Here is a 14,903-nt window from a genome sequence, read left to right as displayed (position 1 = left end):
AAACACTATTTTAGATTGGTTAGGTTAAGGCAAGTTTGAAACTCTATTACGTATTAAACGCCGACAATTATAATTGTCAACAAGAGTAATAACCTTCCATAAAAATACTAAATTCCAATTGGTATTTAGTAGTATTTCAGAATGTTCTCATAGACCCATTTAAAAAACAAGTATTGACCAATACATTTTTTAATTAACTTTCTAAAGCCATCGCCTATAAAACAATAAAAGCTATTTAATAGCCTTAGTTAGCGATCGCACCGAGTGAGGAAAGTGCGATCGCTTGATTAGTTAATTTCCTATTATGCAATCTAGGTGCAGGACAGCTTAGTAACTACCTCTGGCTCACTTTTCCACAAAACTGTTACACTTTTAAGAATAAGCTTTAATTATACTGATTGAGTAAACTGGTAAATTTTTATGTACAATTACGGACTGTTTACTGAAAAAAGCATAGGGGTAGGCCTGATTGGCACTGGGTATGCAGCCAAACACAGATCTCAAGCAATTAAGCAGGATGAGCGTGCGAATTTGATAGCTATTGCGGGACACTCTCCTGAATCGATAACTGCTTTGGCAAAAAGTTACGAAACCCAAGTAAGCAATTCTTGGGAGGAGTTAGTAGAAAGAGAAGATGTAGATTTAATAGTTATTTCTACAATCAACTCAGATCATGGTAAAATAGCCCGTGCGGCATTGAATAATAACAAACATTTGGTTGTTGAGTATCCTTTGTCGTTAAATCTTAAAGATGCGGAGGAATTAATTGCTTTAGCAAAGGACAAAAAAAGACTGCTCCATGTAGAGCACATTGAACTTCTGAGTGGTTGGCATCAGGTACTCAAAGGAAACTTACCTATGCTGGGACAGTTGTTTTATGTTCGTTACAGCACTATGAAAGCGGAACATCCAGCTCGGAGAAAATGGACTTATAATCATCAATTGTTTGGATTTCCCCTAATGGGCGCATTATCGCGATTACATCGTCTCATTGATGTATTTGGTCAGGTAGTAACAGTGAATTGTCATCAGCGATATTGGGAAACAGAGGAGGAATATTATCAAGGTTGTCTTTGTACAACCCAATTATGTTTTGCCGATGGTTTGTTAGCTCAGGTTATTTATGGCAAAGGTGAAACTATATGGCAATCAGAACGGAAATTAGAAGTCAGTGCTGAAAACGGGGGTTTGATTCTGGATGGGGATAAAGGAATTTTTATAGGATCGGAAGACACAAGGTCAATAGAAATTGCTAATCGTCAGGGATTATTTGCTAGGGATACTAAAATAGTTTTAGATCATATTTTTCATGGTTCCCCTTTATATGTAACTGCAGAACAAAGTTTATACACTTTAAAAATTGCAGATGCAGCTCGTAGAGCAGCTGAGACCGGATTAACAATATTTTTGGATCAAGATTAGTCAAGATTATTAGATGAACACCAAACAAATTATTCTTTTGTCTGCACGAGAAATAGAAAAAATGCGACGTGCTGGAAGTCTAGCAGCTCAGCTATTACAACACCTAGAACCCTTGGTTAAACCTGGTGTAACCACTCAAGAACTGAATGATGAAGCGGAAGCATGGACACAAGCTCATGGAGCCAAGAGCGCACCCTTGGGTTATATGGGCTTTCCTAAATCAATTTGTACTAGTTTAAATGAAGTAATTTGTCATGGCATTCCTAGTTCACAACGGGTTCTCAAGAAGGGTGATATTATTAACATTGATGTAACGCCTGTATTAGATGGTTATCATGGAGATACATCTAAAACCTTTATTGTAGGTGAAGCTAGGCCCATAGCCAAAAAATTGGTAGAGGTGACACAGAAGTGTTTGTATTTAGGTATTGCAGAAATTAGACCTGGTGGGAGAATTGGTGACATTGGTGCTGCTATTCAAGAGCATGCGGAGGGTCATGGGTTTTCGGTGGTGCGGGATTTTGTGGGTCATGGAATTAATAAGATTTTTCATACTGCGCCAGACATTCCTCATTTTGGGACTAGGGGAACTGGTAGATTATTAAGACCGGGTATGGTCTTTACCATTGAACCAATGATTAATGAGGGTTCCTATGAGTTTGAGATGTTAGCTGATGGGTGGACTGCTATTACAAGGGATAGGAAACTTTCCGCTCAGTTTGAGCATACTATAGCGGTAACGGAAAATGGTGTGGAGATTCTTACTTTGCCATAGGAATTGGTTGGTTGTTAAAAGGAACGGATTTCAAATCAAGGTTGGTAGATAACAGATGAGATAATTTTGATATGTTGAAGAAAATGATTTTTTACTCCACCTGTCTATCACTTCTGGGTTGTCAAGGATTGACACTCCCCACCCCTAAAGGGACGGGGATTCTTAATTTAGGTTCACCTGGTTGTTCTGATAAACCGACAGTTTCATTAAATGCCAAAAATGTTGAAAAAATCACATTCAATCAGGGTAGAATTAGTAAATCTAACCAGGTAAGTGTGGAGCAACATGTGGGGTACACCTTTGCAGCAATAGCAGGGGATAAATTGAGTTACAGTACGGATAGTGATGTTTGTATTTGGGTATTTACTCCAGACACTGAAATTGTTAAAGGGAAAGATTTGCTTAAAACTGGTCAATACACCATACAGGTGGGTGCACCACAAGGGGTGAAAAATTTTAATTTAGAAGTGGGTTTGGGAGATTTACAGACTAACATTAGTCCCACCACTGAATCGACTCCCACAATAAACTTAGATGCAAAAGAGAATAATTTACAGCCAGAACATGATATTTCTCAAGAAGATGCTGTGGAACTGGTTAAACAATGGTACGCGGCAAAACCTCAAATATTTGCATCACCCTTTGATACCAATTTAGTAGATCAATTAGCAACGGGCAAAATGCACAATTTTACAACTAAAGCTGATGGACCAGTGGAGTGGTTAAGACAAAATGGAGCATATTATGAATATATTTCTTCAGAAATAAAAAGAGTGGTTAATTTTTCAAATTCCGGGAAACGTCCTTATATTAGGGTTAGAGTAAGGGAGGAGAGATATTTACACAGTAGGTATGGGATTGATAGGGCAAAATCGGGAAAGTTCACTAGAAATCTAACTTATTTTTTTGAAAAAGAAAACACAAGGTGGAAAATCTCTGAGGTCTATCCTGCTTGGCAATAGGTAACCATTCTGGACCGCTTCCGTTGTAGATGAATACGGCTATAAATTGTAAAAATTTTGGTATGTTGAAAAAAATAATTTTTTGCTCCACCTGTTTATCACTTCTCGGTTGTCAAGGAGTCAATCCTCATGGATCTATTTCATCCAATCTTTTAAGTTCACCCGGTTGTCCTGATAAACCTACAGTTTCATTAAATGCCAAAAATGTTGAAAACCTTACATTCGATCAAGGTAGAATTAGTAAATCTAACCAGGTAAGTGTTGAGCAACATGTGGGGTATACTTTTGGAGCAATAGCAGGGGATAAATTGAGTTACAGTACGGATAGTGATGTTTGTGTTTGGGTGTTTACTCCAGATACTGAAATTGTTAAAGGGAAAGATTTGCTTAAAACTGGTCAATACACCATACAGGTGGGTGCACCACAAGGGGTGAAAAATTTTAATTTAGAAGTGGGTTTGGGAGATTTACAGACCAACATTAGTCCCACCACTGAATCGACTCCCACAATAAACTTAGATGCAAAAGAGAATAATTTACAGCAGCAACACGATATTTCTCAGGAAGACGCTATAGAACTGATTAAACGTTGGTATGCAGCAAAACCTCAAATATTTGGACCACCTTTTGACGGTAACTTGGTGGACCAATTAACAACCGGAAATTTACATACAAATACTATTGGCTCCGCTGGATCTGTAGATTGGCTTAAGGAAAATCAGTACTATTATCAATACAATTTTTCTAATATAGAAGGAGTTATTGAATTTTCAAATTCACAGGATCGCCCCTATATCAAAGTGCGGGTATCCGAGGAGCGGTATTTACATGGTCAAAATGGCATCGATCAAAAAAACTCAGGAGTATATACCGATAATTTCATTTATTTCTTTGAAAAGGAGAACGGAACTTGGAAAATTTATGACTATAAAAAAATAAGAGGATGAATCAACCATTTACCCTATCATGTAAGCACGAAAAAGTATCAACGGCTTTAATCGAGTTAAATTTTTTCTCATTGCAATAATATAAAATGTAGCTTTAATATGTTAAAAAAAATGATTTTTTACTCCACCTATCTATCACTTCTTGGTTGTCAAACAGTCAATCCTAATGGATCTATTTCATCCAATCTTTTAAGTTCACCCGGTTGTCCTGATAAACCTACAGTTTCGTTAAGTAGTAAGAATGTTGAACAGATAATGTTAGATCAAAATATAATCACCAAGTCTAGTCAAGTTAGTTCCAACAAACACATTGGGTATACTTTTGCAGCAAAAGCAGGAGAAAAACTGAATTATAGTACGGATACTAATGTTTGTGTTTGGGTGTTTGCGCCAAATAATGAAATTGTTAAAGGTATCAATTTACCTAAGAAGGGTAAATATACCATTCAAGTAGCTGCACCACAAGGAGTAAAAACTTTTAGTTTACAAATGAGCTTAGGGTCTACCCTTAAATCCGATCTGGTTACTATGGAGGATCCAGTAGAAAAATCGACAGTAATAGCTACTACAGTCGCACCTATTCCTAACACTAAATCCCAAATACCAGCAAGAGCAGATTCGGTTCAAAAATCCTACACAGCAACACAAAATACTTCCAGAATTTCACCTGAACAAGTAATTCGAGATTATTATGATAAGATCAACAATCAACAGTATGATACTGCTTGGGATATTTATCCAAGTACAGTTAAAGAAGATCTAAATTTACATCCAAATGGTTATGATTCCTTTTTAGGATGGTGGACGCAAGTTGAGAGTGTTAGGGTAATTAGGGTCAGTGTTAAATCAGAAGATAACGACTCGGCTATCGTTAATTTTCGAGGTCAATATAGTATGAAAAATGGTCGATTGCTTCCAGTCAGATTAAGATTTTATCTTGATTGGAATCAGGATAATGCCACCTGGTATGTTACTCAAATAAAAGTGAGAACCCCAAATTAAGAACGGTAAAAAACCAGAGAATTGAATTGCATCAGGAATTTTATTACACCTATTTAAAATAAGTAAAATGTTGAACCTAACCAATCGCTTAAAAAACAACAAAACCCTATTATTTGCCATATATGGATCCGCTGGCTGTTTAACAGCAGCAATCTTGCTAGGAGAACCATTTCTAGCCCTAACTAAAAGTGGGAATAAACCCACAACAAATCCTCAAGCGATAGTCTTATTAATTGACACATCCTCAAGCATGAGTGATGGTAAATTAACGGAAGTTAAAACGGCCGCCAGTCAGTTTGTGCAACGTCGTAACTTAGAAGTAGATCAAATAGCAGTGGTGAATTTTGGCTCAGCAGTTGCAACCCCTGCTCCATTGACAAACGACATTAATATTTTAAATAATGCCATTAATCAACTATTAGAAAATGGCTCAACACCTATGGGAGAAGGTATTAACACTGCCCAAGATCAATTGCAAGCAACAACATTAAACAAAAATATCATTTTATTTACCGATGGAATACCAGATGATCCTAATTTTGCCTACAATTCAGCCCTGTCTGTGAGAAATGCAGGAATTAAACTAATTGCAGTAGCTACCGGAGGTGCAGACACTAATTATTTAACCCAAATCACAGGCGATCGCTCCCTAGTATTTTATGCTAATTCTGGTCAATTTGACCAAGCATTTAGCCAAGCAGAAGCGGTAATTTATAAACAGTTGATTGAATCCAACACTGGTGAAAACTATGGTTTTACCTATTCCATATTCCGCACTGGTGGTTGGACAGCGTTTTTGTCCATGGGAATATGTTTGGCTTTAATTATGGGACAAAATCGCTATATGCGACTACCATTATTAACTGCGAAAAAGGGAATTATCACTATTATTGGTAGTCTGGTAGCAGGAACCATCGCAGGTGCAAGTGGACAATTTTTGTTTGTGGTATTGTCAGTGAATACAACATTTTCAGGAATCCTTGGTCTGGAAGTAATTACCAAAATTGGAGGTTGGGTGATTGTGGGGGCGGTGGTGGGAGCTGGCACAAAATTCTTCGTCCCCAATCTCAACTTGAAAAACGCCCTCTTGGGGGGAACTGTAGGTGGTGGAATCGGTGCTGGTGGCTTTTTAATCACATCAAGTATTCTAGGAGACATTATGGGACGCTTATCTGGTGTATCCATATTAGGGTTTTTTATCGGGTTGATGATTGCTTGGATTGAACAAAAACAGTTAAACTCAGAACCTTACTTGTTAGTGCATTGGACACCCACGGAGCAGACCAGATATTTACTGGGTACCAGGCCAATTTCCATAGGTACTTCTGTGAACGTGGAAATTCCCCTAAGTGCAACAGACGGATTTGCACCGCTTACTGCTAGAATATTTAAGGAGGGAAGTGATATTATCATGGAGTTCGACCAAGAATATGCTAGGATGAAGAAAATGAGAGTTACTACTCAGAGTTTAAAGGTGGGTGATGTCCGTAAGTTGGGGAAAATTACCCTAGAAGTTAAAGATAAAACCTAATTATCAAAATTCTTGTTTAATTGGCACAATGGTCAAATATACTTTCCATCTCAAACCAGAGGGTTCACCATCTGAATCGTACAGTTACAGTTTAGATTTAAACAATATGGAGGAAGATGCACCCGAAAAAGTGTTTACACCTCTGGTTAGAGAAAAGATTCGTAAGACATTACAGGATCTTAGCTTGTCAGCAATTAGGGATTATCAACTAAATCGAATTATTCAAACCTGGACTGAGGATATTAAGCACGGTTATAGATTTAGTTCTCTGAGTCTTAATTTAAGACTGCTGATTGATGAAAATATTGATCAACTGCAGGAGGATGGCAATCAGGAAATTCCTCAAATGATTGCTCCAGATATATCAGATATACAACCCCAATCGGGTGTATTGCCAGCTTTAAACTTTGTTTAGGTCTTGGTAGTTTAACCGCAAAAATTAATCTCAAAAATTAACTTCAGGAAAGATAAAATGAATGCCATTAAAACTAGTATTACACCCCATCGCGAATTTATGCCAGCGGATACGGAAGGACAAAAGTTATTTGTTATGCTCAAGTTGCGTCCTCTCAAAGATATAGCTACCAGTCTTCCACCGACTACTTTTACTTTTGTTATTGATACTAGTGGATCCATGTATGAAGTGGTTGCAGGTGAGAGTAAACCTACAGGTGTCACCTATCAACAAGATGGCAAAGAATATCGGGAGGTGACAGGAGGTAAATCAAAAATAGACATAGTGATTGAATCCCTATTAGCCTTAGTTAATTCTGGGAGATTAAAACAACAAGATCGCATTGCTATAGTGCAATTTAATGATAGTGCTTCCTCAATTATTGGACTAACTAGTGCTACAGAAATTAAAAAACTAGAAACTGCCATTAACAACTTGAGAAATTTTTCTGGTGGTACGCGCATGGGTTTAGGACTGCGGCGTGCATTTGATATATTGAGTGAACAGGAAATGACTGTTAAACGGGTTCTCTTATTCACCGATGGACAAACATTTGATGAAGATCAGTGTCAATCAATTGCTAATGATTTCGCCACCCGTAATATACCAGTCACCGCGTTGGGAGTGGGGGAAGAGTTCAATGAAGATTTATTGAGCCATCTTAGTGACTGCACGGGAGGAAAACTATTTTATGTGGTACCAGGAATCGCTAAAGGTACAGAAACATCCATACTAGATTTACCTGGCAAGATTATTGCTGAATATAGTGAAGCACAACAGGAGGTAATCACTAATCTAGCTTTAACTGTGAAAACTGTGAAGGGGGTAGAACTAAGTCGTATTGTTCGTGCTTATCCTACCCAAGCAGAATTTCCCATTAATCAAGATCCCTTTCCCTTGGGAAATGCTATTGCTCATGATGAAACTATCTTCATCCTAGAATTTACAGTTAATAACCGTCCTGCTTCTCGTGTACGTATTGCTCAACTGGGATTGACCTATGACATTCCTGGAGAAAAAAGGCGCGGTGAAATACCACCAGAAAATCTCATTATTCAATTTCTTGCTGGACAACATAATGCAGCTCAGGTTAATCAAGAAGTTATGGACTATGTCCAACAATGCAATATTGCCAATCTGGTTGACCAATCTATCAAAATGGCAGAAAAGAATCCACAAAAAGCAGAGGAATTATTAGAAACAGCTAGAAGAATGACAGTGAAACTTGGCAATAATGAAATGACAGAATCTTTAAATAATGCTCAGTCCGAATTGCGAAAAACTCAAAAAATCTCATCGGGAACTCGGAAGACGGTGAAAATGGGTGCTAAAGGGAAAACGGTGAAAATGGGTAATGATATTGATGATATGCTTTCAGAAGAGGAGATGCGAAAACTTACGGGAACATAAGAATCTCTCTGGTACAATTTCAACATAACTCTACCATCATAAGGATAAAAGACCATGATCACTTGTACAGCTTGTGGATATGACCAAAACCCAGATAATACAGAGTTCTGCAGTATTTGTGGTTCGGAACTGCCAATTGCTGTCACTACAGCATCAACCACCTCGCCAACCATAGCACCCACCATTATTAAACCACCTATTCAACCAGCTCCACCACCAATATCAGATCATAGCTATTCGCCAACTATACCACTTACAAGGACATCCGCAACTGCTAGGTTAGTCTGTAAACAGATCAATGCTCCCATACCGGAATTTATTCTGGAAAATAATGCCATAGTCGGTATTTTTGACCAGGATACTGGCCCGGTGGATATAGATTTGGAAACTTTTTTTGGTGGAGAAACCGTATCCCGCAACCACGCAGAAATTTATCAGGAGGTAGGAATATGGAAGGTGAAGGATTTAGGATCTACCAATGGAGTGTTTATTAAAAGTCAAGGACAAACACGATTCAGTGCCAGAATTACCGTACCTACTCCCCTAAAACCAGATGATGAAATTGCATTTGGTAAGGTTAAATTTGTTTTTAAAAACACCTAGATAGCATGACTTAATAAAAAGATGAGCGATTATACCAATCAGTTACCATTAATAATTCAAGAAAACACCTGTTTTCACATCCAAGCTCTGCCAGTAGAAATTATATCCTATTTAGGACAATTTACGCCTGATATTTATTACTTCCAAGTTTGGATAGTAGGTGATGCAAAACCAGGTTTACTCAGGATAGGTACAACTGATGGTGCACTTAACCGAGAATTACAATTGAGAACCCAATTGGGAGATTACCAGTTGATCTCCCAAGTTCTATTACACACTGTTGTAGACAATGTTGTTATTAACATTAATAATATTCATGATATCCCAGGTAATATCATGGATTGGGAAGTTTTGGATGTTGCACTAACCACAACAGAAAATCAAAATCCTGAAAATACAAATACCACCATAGATAGCAATCAAGAGGTGGAATATTTAGAGGAGGAATATTATCCAGAACAGGAAATTACTACCAGTGTATTAAGTGAAAAATTGCTGGTTCTTACCTATCTTCCCGATGAAAATAAAACCTTGGAAACTTGGCTGAATAATAAACCTAGTTTGGAAGAGTCTTTGTTAATTACCAGCCAAATCTGTCAAGTGTTTCGCTATCTTCATCAAAGAGGATGGTGTGTTATTAATCTCGTTCCCAAATTAATGCAAATAGGAACACCAGGAACACCAATTAAATTCTTTGACCTGACTAATGTCTTTCCTGTAGGAGAATTACTCAATTTTGGGTTTATAGGTGACTATTGCGCTCCAGAATTGGCATACGGTAAATATCCTGTTCACGAAACTATGAGCAGTTACACAGTAGGAGCATTATTATATCAAATAATTCATCACAAAAACTTACCCAGTAACCCAAATCAAGAAATACAAATCAATCCTATACCTCGAGTTTATCAACTGCTAAAAATTTGTCTATCTTACTTACCAGAAGAAAGATTTACATTGGAACAGTTTTTAAAAATATTAGTCCGTACTCGACAGGAGATGACTATCCCCAAAATTTATTGGGACATGGCAAGTTTATCTACTGTAGGACTCTCAATTAATCGCTTGAAAAATGAAGATAACTATGGGATTAAATACCAAAATAGTGGCGATCGCCGGACGGTAATTTTGGCTGGGATGGCGGATGGTATGGGAGGAATGTCTCAGGGGGAATTGGCGAGTAAATTGGCTATAGAAACCGTGCTAGAATCTCCCTTACCTTTAGAAAATCATACCAAGGAGGAATGCCAAGAGTGGCTAACTTCCCTATTTGTTCAAGCTAATGAGAAAGTTTCTGCACAAGTAAAAGATGGGGGAACAACTTTAAGTGTTATTTTTGCTTTTTCGGAACAACTAATGATTGGTCATGTGGGGGATAGTCGTATTTATTTACTGCGTCAAGGAGAAATTCAACAACTTAGTCAAGATCACTCTTTAGTGGCACTATTATTTGCTAGTGGAAAAATTACGGAAGAGGAATTGTCAACACATCCAGATAGAAATATTCTGACTAAATCTATTGGTGGAAAAAGTAGATTGAGTGATGGCTATGTTCAAGATCTAAGACAAACTACTTCAGAATTAACAATGAGATTAGAACATGAAGATATCATACTACTCTGTTCTGATGGAGTTTGGGACTTAGTTTCTAAAAACCAACTTGCCACAAATTTCATCACTGAATCTAACTTGCAAACAGCTGTGAACCTTACTATTAACCAAGTTTTAGAAAGGGGTGCACTAGATAATGCCACACTCTTAGCGTTACGATTTTTGGTTACGAGTAATCAAGGTCGTTGGTAAATCATTAGTTAATAAGCAAACCAATAAATAGTAAAGTCTATGCAATGTCCCACCTGTCTCACCGATAATTCAGATAATGCCATTAGTTGTATTGCCTGTGGCACACCTTTAATACCTGAAAATACTGTATCCAATCTACATTTAACACCGGGGACATTAATTGGTAGTGGTAGATATAGAATAGAAAGAATTTTAGGACAAGGTGGTTTTGGTATTACTTATGCAGCAACTTCTTTGATAAATTCTGCTCAGGTGGCTATCAAAGAACTATGGCCAGAAAAAGCTGCTAGACATGGAAATAGTGTTTTATGGCCCACATCAATTACTCCTGCACAGCGTCTGGAGCAACTACAAAAATTTCAGTGGGAAGCCAACTATTTACAACAGTGTAAACATCCCCATATTGCGGAAATTTATGAGTATTTCCCAGAAAATAATACTGCATATATGGTTATGGAATTACTCAATGGTAAATCTTTAGATAAAATTCTCCTCCAGGAAGGAATTCTCCAAGAAAGTAAGGTGAAGGATTATTTCTGGCAAATAGCATCCGCTCTACAAATTATTCATGACCACAATTTATTACATCGGGATATTAAACCGGAAAACATTATCATTGTTCCACCAAATAGAGCTGTACTCATAGATTTTGGTGCAGCAAGGGAATTTATTGCTGGTCAAACAGGAGACATGACTAGAATTCTCACCGCTGGATATGCACCTTATGAACAATATATCCAAAGAAGTAGAAATTTTCCTGCTACTGACTTGTATGCTTTATGTGCATCAATGTATGAATTACTAACTGGAAAGTTACCAACAGAAGCTACAGAAAGAGCTAGTCAACTTTTGCAAAATACCCAATCAGACGCATTAATCCCTCCCCGACAACTCAACTCTAACATAACTCCTTTAATGGAAAAAATTATCTTGACAGGAATGGAATTTAAGGTGGAAGATAGATTTCAAACTGCTCAGGAATTAATGGCGGCCATACAAGGTAATTTTGTTTATCCCCAACATCAAAAAGCCAAGGACTTAGTTAAACAAGGTAATTTAATCGGTGCTGTGCAAGTATATCAAAAATATCTACAAGTCCAAGGTAGTAGTCCACAAGCATTTGTGGAACTGGCATTGGTACAAGTATACCTAGACCATAATCAAGCTAAGATAGCAGCTACAAATGCCATTAAATTCCAACCAAATGATGGTAGAGGATATGGAGTGTTAGGGTTAATTAATTGTCGTGAAAACCATTGGCAAGATGCTGTAACTAATCTACAAAAGGGAGCTAATTTATCACCTGACCAACTGTGGATAAAAACAAATTTAGCTTGGGCATTAGCTAAGTCAGGCAGTTTAACTGCGGCTAAAACAATTATAGATAAGGTTTTACAAATAGAGTCTGATTCTATATTTGCCCTAACTTTACAAGCATGGATACTTCTACAACAACAAGAGTGGAAGTTGGTAATTCGTACATCTAGTCAAGCCCTCTTTAAATTACAAAATAAGTTACAAACCCAATTAGCCAATCTCAATGATGATGAGCAGGAACTACAATCTACTCTATATACTTATTTAATCATGGCTTTAGAAAGGTCAGTGGTTACCAAAAAGGCTAATGATGTTAATCTGAGAATACAAGAGTTTGTGGATAAATCACCTAATAATGCCATAGCATGGGGTTTAAAAGGTTGGAAACAAGCAAACGAATTTCTATGGCAAGATTCTACAGTTAGTTTTGAAACAGCTATTCAACAAACTTCAGTTCCTGGTTGGGTGCTAATGAATTATGCAGTCACTCAGGAGAGTCTAAAGAATTATCAAGCTGCTATTGAGATCTATGATAAGTACATAACCCATATTCAGAATGAAATTCACGTCCATGGGGAAAAAAATTCCCTATTGGCTTTTTCTCATTTTAGAGTAGGTACTTTATATGCCCAATTAGGATCATGGAAACAAGCTAAGGCTTTTTTAGATAAATCAATTGAATTTAGAGATAATTACGCCGAAGCATATCACAACTTGGGATGGGTGTTACTCAATACCAAAAACCAACATGGAGAAGTGGAAAATAGTCGAGAAATACTAGCTGCATATAGTCAGGCAATAAAACTATACAACAAGTCGCAAAAAACACAGCTTGCATCCCAAATACAGCAGGCATTTAAACTAATAGGCTTAACTATTTAACGGGTAACGGTAATAATCATATCATGTACTGCAGAAGCTGTAGCAGGTGCAAGTAATACTCCATTACGGTAATGACCCGTTGCCAAAATTATATTAGTATAGCTGGCTAATTTTTCAATTATTGGTGCTGGTCTACCTTCTGGACGAGGACGTAATCCTGACCAGCTGCGAAGAATCTTGGCCGAAGCTAATTCAGGACAAAAAGCGATCGCCTGTTGTTTAACTAGTTCCAGTAATTCCTTACTAGGTAGAACATCATCTTCTCCGTTAGGGAATTCTACTGTAGCTCCCACCCAATAATCTCCATTACCCATGGGTACTAGATGTACATCATTACCGGTAATGACCGGTTGAAAATCAGGATTGCCTAAACTCCTTCCTAAACTCAAATATAATGCTTGTCCTAAAACTGGACGAATAGTCACCTGATGATTTAATTGTCTAGTCAGTGCAGTGGTGCCCAAACCAGCAGTAATGATAAACCAATCTGCTGTAACTACACCTTCTGTAGTGTCAATAGATTTTAGTTGTTCCTGAACATGGGGTGTAATCTGGACGATTTGACTAGATGGTGCTTGGTGATTGCGAACTGCTACTCCAAATTTGAATTGTACCCCATTACGCTGTGCTGCGTCCACCAATGCTAGGGTTAACGCTGTGGGATTCAACTGTAAATCCTGAGGGGAATAAACAGCACCAATTACCATAGGATTATTTACCTGGGGGCAAAAATTCCCTAGTTTCTCCCTATCCCACACCTTTAACTCCCATCCTTGGGATTTGCGCACCTGTTGTAATTCCTCCCAGTCACTCATTGCTTCCACTCCGCTTTTTAGGGGGTGAGTGGGATCCTCTGATAGTAACATGACAATACCCTGACGGTTACAGGGAATTTTTCGCCCTGTTATCTCCTCCAGCTCTGGAATTAGGGTTTGATAGCGTTTAATACTCTCCTCGCGAATTTGCCAGGCCTTACCCTTGGTTTTATGGCTAATTACCCCCATTAAAACACCCAAAGCAGCTGCTGTAGAACCTTGTGCTGGCTGGTTTTTTTCAAAAACAGTGATATTTAAACCTTTGATTTGACTTAGTTGATATGCGATCGCTGCTCCAACTACACCACAACCGATAATTACTACATTCATAAGCTTTGTAAATAGTGAGGGGTGAAGAGTTTACCCCTTCACCCTATCACCTGATTAAACTAGGGTTTTGTGACTCAAGACTCAGATTGCAATGGAGACAATTGAGTTATTCCTGAGTTGGTGCTGGGGGAATCAGTTGTAAGAACTGGTTAAAGTCTGCCACAACGTCTTTATAGCTGCTCAATGCCAGTTTAGTATTACCAGCATTAGCAGCTTGATCAACTCTAACTAAGTGATTCAATAAGTTCTTGGTAATTTGTCTTCCTTGACCTTGGTCTTGGGGTAATAGACTGGGGATAACATAGGTCATAGTGAGTCTAGCTTCTGTTACCGGACCATGAATAAAATTACCCACTTTAATCCACTCACTACTGGTAATCAGACTTTTTAGTTCTTCAAATCGATTTTGTACTGCCTGAATATCAGGTACATATTGTCTCACTTTTACCAATTGTTCTGGTGTATAGGTGGGAGGTGCAGTTGCAACAGTAGGACTGCTGCAACTGATCAAAAACGTGGTCAATAGTACAAGAATCAGTGATAGAATAGAGCGTTGACGCACCATAAAGAAAATTAATTTAGTGTTTGTTAAGCAATTGACAGATTTATTTTAGATCGGTACTGTAATTTCTCATTCTACAGTGGGAAAG

13 protein-coding genes are annotated in these 14,903 nt (G+C 37.8%); 11 read left to right on the top strand and 2 right to left on the bottom strand.

From position 1 onward, the window contains the following. The first annotated feature begins 420 nt into the window (after positions 1–420). From ASL19_RS16255 to ASL19_RS16205, 11 genes are all read left to right on the top strand, one after another. Positions 421–1,422 carry a Gfo/Idh/MocA family protein gene (locus tag ASL19_RS16255; protein ID WP_057179142.1) on the top strand — a complete coding sequence of 334 codons (1,002 nt, stop codon included), beginning with the start codon at positions 421–423 and terminating at the stop codon, positions 1,420–1,422. A 13-nt stretch (positions 1,423–1,435) separates the two neighbouring features. Beyond that, complete coding sequence (map, locus tag ASL19_RS16250) at positions 1,436–2,197, top strand: type I methionyl aminopeptidase (protein ID WP_057179141.1); 762 nt, start codon at positions 1,436–1,438, stop codon at positions 2,195–2,197. A gap of 71 nt (positions 2,198–2,268) precedes the next feature. Continuing rightward, complete coding sequence (locus ASL19_RS16245) at positions 2,269–3,159, top strand: ARC6/PARC6 family protein (protein WP_057179140.1); 891 nt, start codon at positions 2,269–2,271, stop codon at positions 3,157–3,159. A 62-nt stretch (positions 3,160–3,221) separates the two neighbouring features. Continuing rightward, positions 3,222–4,106 (top strand): ARC6/PARC6 family protein, encoded by an 885-nt coding sequence (locus tag ASL19_RS16240; RefSeq protein ID WP_161808618.1) that lies wholly within the window; start codon positions 3,222–3,224, stop codon positions 4,104–4,106. A gap of 111 nt (positions 4,107–4,217) precedes the next feature. Beyond that, positions 4,218–5,108 (top strand): hypothetical protein, encoded by an 891-nt coding sequence (locus ASL19_RS16235; RefSeq protein WP_152980452.1) that lies wholly within the window; start codon positions 4,218–4,220, stop codon positions 5,106–5,108. 67 nt (positions 5,109–5,175) lie between these two features. Then, complete coding sequence (locus ASL19_RS16230; protein ID WP_057179137.1) at positions 5,176–6,639, top strand: VWA domain-containing protein; 1,464 nt, start codon at positions 5,176–5,178, stop codon at positions 6,637–6,639. A gap of 28 nt (positions 6,640–6,667) precedes the next feature. Next, on the top strand, positions 6,668–7,054 hold the full coding sequence (locus ASL19_RS16225) for a hypothetical protein (protein ID WP_057179136.1): 387 nt from the start codon (positions 6,668–6,670) through the stop codon (positions 7,052–7,054). Between the two features lie 57 nt (positions 7,055–7,111). Beyond that, positions 7,112–8,503 (top strand): VWA domain-containing protein, encoded by a 1,392-nt coding sequence (locus tag ASL19_RS16220; RefSeq protein ID WP_057179135.1) that lies wholly within the window; start codon positions 7,112–7,114, stop codon positions 8,501–8,503. Positions 8,504–8,557: 54 nt separating this feature from the next. Further along, positions 8,558–9,106 (top strand): FHA domain-containing protein, encoded by a 549-nt coding sequence (locus tag ASL19_RS16215; protein ID WP_057179134.1) that lies wholly within the window; start codon positions 8,558–8,560, stop codon positions 9,104–9,106. Positions 9,107–9,127: 21 nt separating this feature from the next. Beyond that, complete coding sequence (locus ASL19_RS16210; protein WP_057179133.1) at positions 9,128–10,909, top strand: protein phosphatase 2C domain-containing protein; 1,782 nt, start codon at positions 9,128–9,130, stop codon at positions 10,907–10,909. Positions 10,910–10,948: 39 nt separating this feature from the next. Beyond that, a complete protein-coding gene (locus tag ASL19_RS16205; RefSeq protein WP_057179132.1) occupies positions 10,949–13,108 on the top strand; it encodes a protein kinase in 2,160 nt (719 codons plus the stop codon). Here ASL19_RS16205 and ASL19_RS16200 read toward each other — a convergent pair. After that, positions 13,105–14,253: an FAD-binding oxidoreductase gene (locus ASL19_RS16200; RefSeq protein WP_057179131.1), complete on the bottom strand. Its 1,149-nt coding sequence runs from the start codon at positions 14,251–14,253 to the stop codon at positions 13,105–13,107. The genes ASL19_RS16205 and ASL19_RS16200 overlap by 4 nt on opposite strands. Positions 14,254–14,359: 106 nt before the next feature. After that, positions 14,360–14,818: a photosystem II protein PsbQ gene (gene psbQ, locus ASL19_RS16195; RefSeq protein WP_006278059.1), complete on the bottom strand. Its 459-nt coding sequence runs from the start codon at positions 14,816–14,818 to the stop codon at positions 14,360–14,362. Between the last annotated feature and the right edge of the window lie 85 nt (positions 14,819–14,903).

The sequence above is a fragment of the Cylindrospermopsis sp. CR12 genome, assembly GCF_001432185.1.
GTDB classification, from domain to species: domain Bacteria; phylum Cyanobacteriota; class Cyanobacteriia; order Cyanobacteriales; family Nostocaceae; genus Raphidiopsis; species Raphidiopsis raciborskii.
The sequence above is the reverse complement of the archived record's forward strand: the minus strand, read 5'-3'. Positions and strand labels throughout refer to the sequence as shown.

Coding starts and splice junctions, on each gene's coding strand:
- ASL19_RS16255 (WP_057179142.1), top strand. CDS start 421: ATGTACAATTACGGACTGTTTACTGAAAAAAGCATAGGGGTAGGCCTG.
- map (WP_057179141.1), top strand. CDS start 1,436: ATGAACACCAAACAAATTATTCTTTTGTCTGCACGAGAAATAGAAAAA.
- ASL19_RS16245 (WP_057179140.1), top strand. CDS start 2,269: ATGTTGAAGAAAATGATTTTTTACTCCACCTGTCTATCACTTCTGGGT.
- ASL19_RS16240 (WP_161808618.1), top strand. CDS start 3,222: ATGTTGAAAAAAATAATTTTTTGCTCCACCTGTTTATCACTTCTCGGT.
- ASL19_RS16235 (WP_152980452.1), top strand. CDS start 4,218: ATGATTTTTTACTCCACCTATCTATCACTTCTTGGTTGTCAAACAGTC.
- ASL19_RS16230 (WP_057179137.1), top strand. CDS start 5,176: ATGTTGAACCTAACCAATCGCTTAAAAAACAACAAAACCCTATTATTT.
- ASL19_RS16225 (WP_057179136.1), top strand. CDS start 6,668: ATGGTCAAATATACTTTCCATCTCAAACCAGAGGGTTCACCATCTGAA.
- ASL19_RS16220 (WP_057179135.1), top strand. CDS start 7,112: ATGAATGCCATTAAAACTAGTATTACACCCCATCGCGAATTTATGCCA.
- ASL19_RS16215 (WP_057179134.1), top strand. CDS start 8,558: ATGATCACTTGTACAGCTTGTGGATATGACCAAAACCCAGATAATACA.
- ASL19_RS16210 (WP_057179133.1), top strand. CDS start 9,128: ATGAGCGATTATACCAATCAGTTACCATTAATAATTCAAGAAAACACC.
- ASL19_RS16205 (WP_057179132.1), top strand. CDS start 10,949: ATGCAATGTCCCACCTGTCTCACCGATAATTCAGATAATGCCATTAGT.
- ASL19_RS16200 (WP_057179131.1), bottom strand. CDS start 14,253: ATGAATGTAGTAATTATCGGTTGTGGTGTAGTTGGAGCAGCGATCGCA.
- psbQ (WP_006278059.1), bottom strand. CDS start 14,818: ATGGTGCGTCAACGCTCTATTCTATCACTGATTCTTGTACTATTGACC.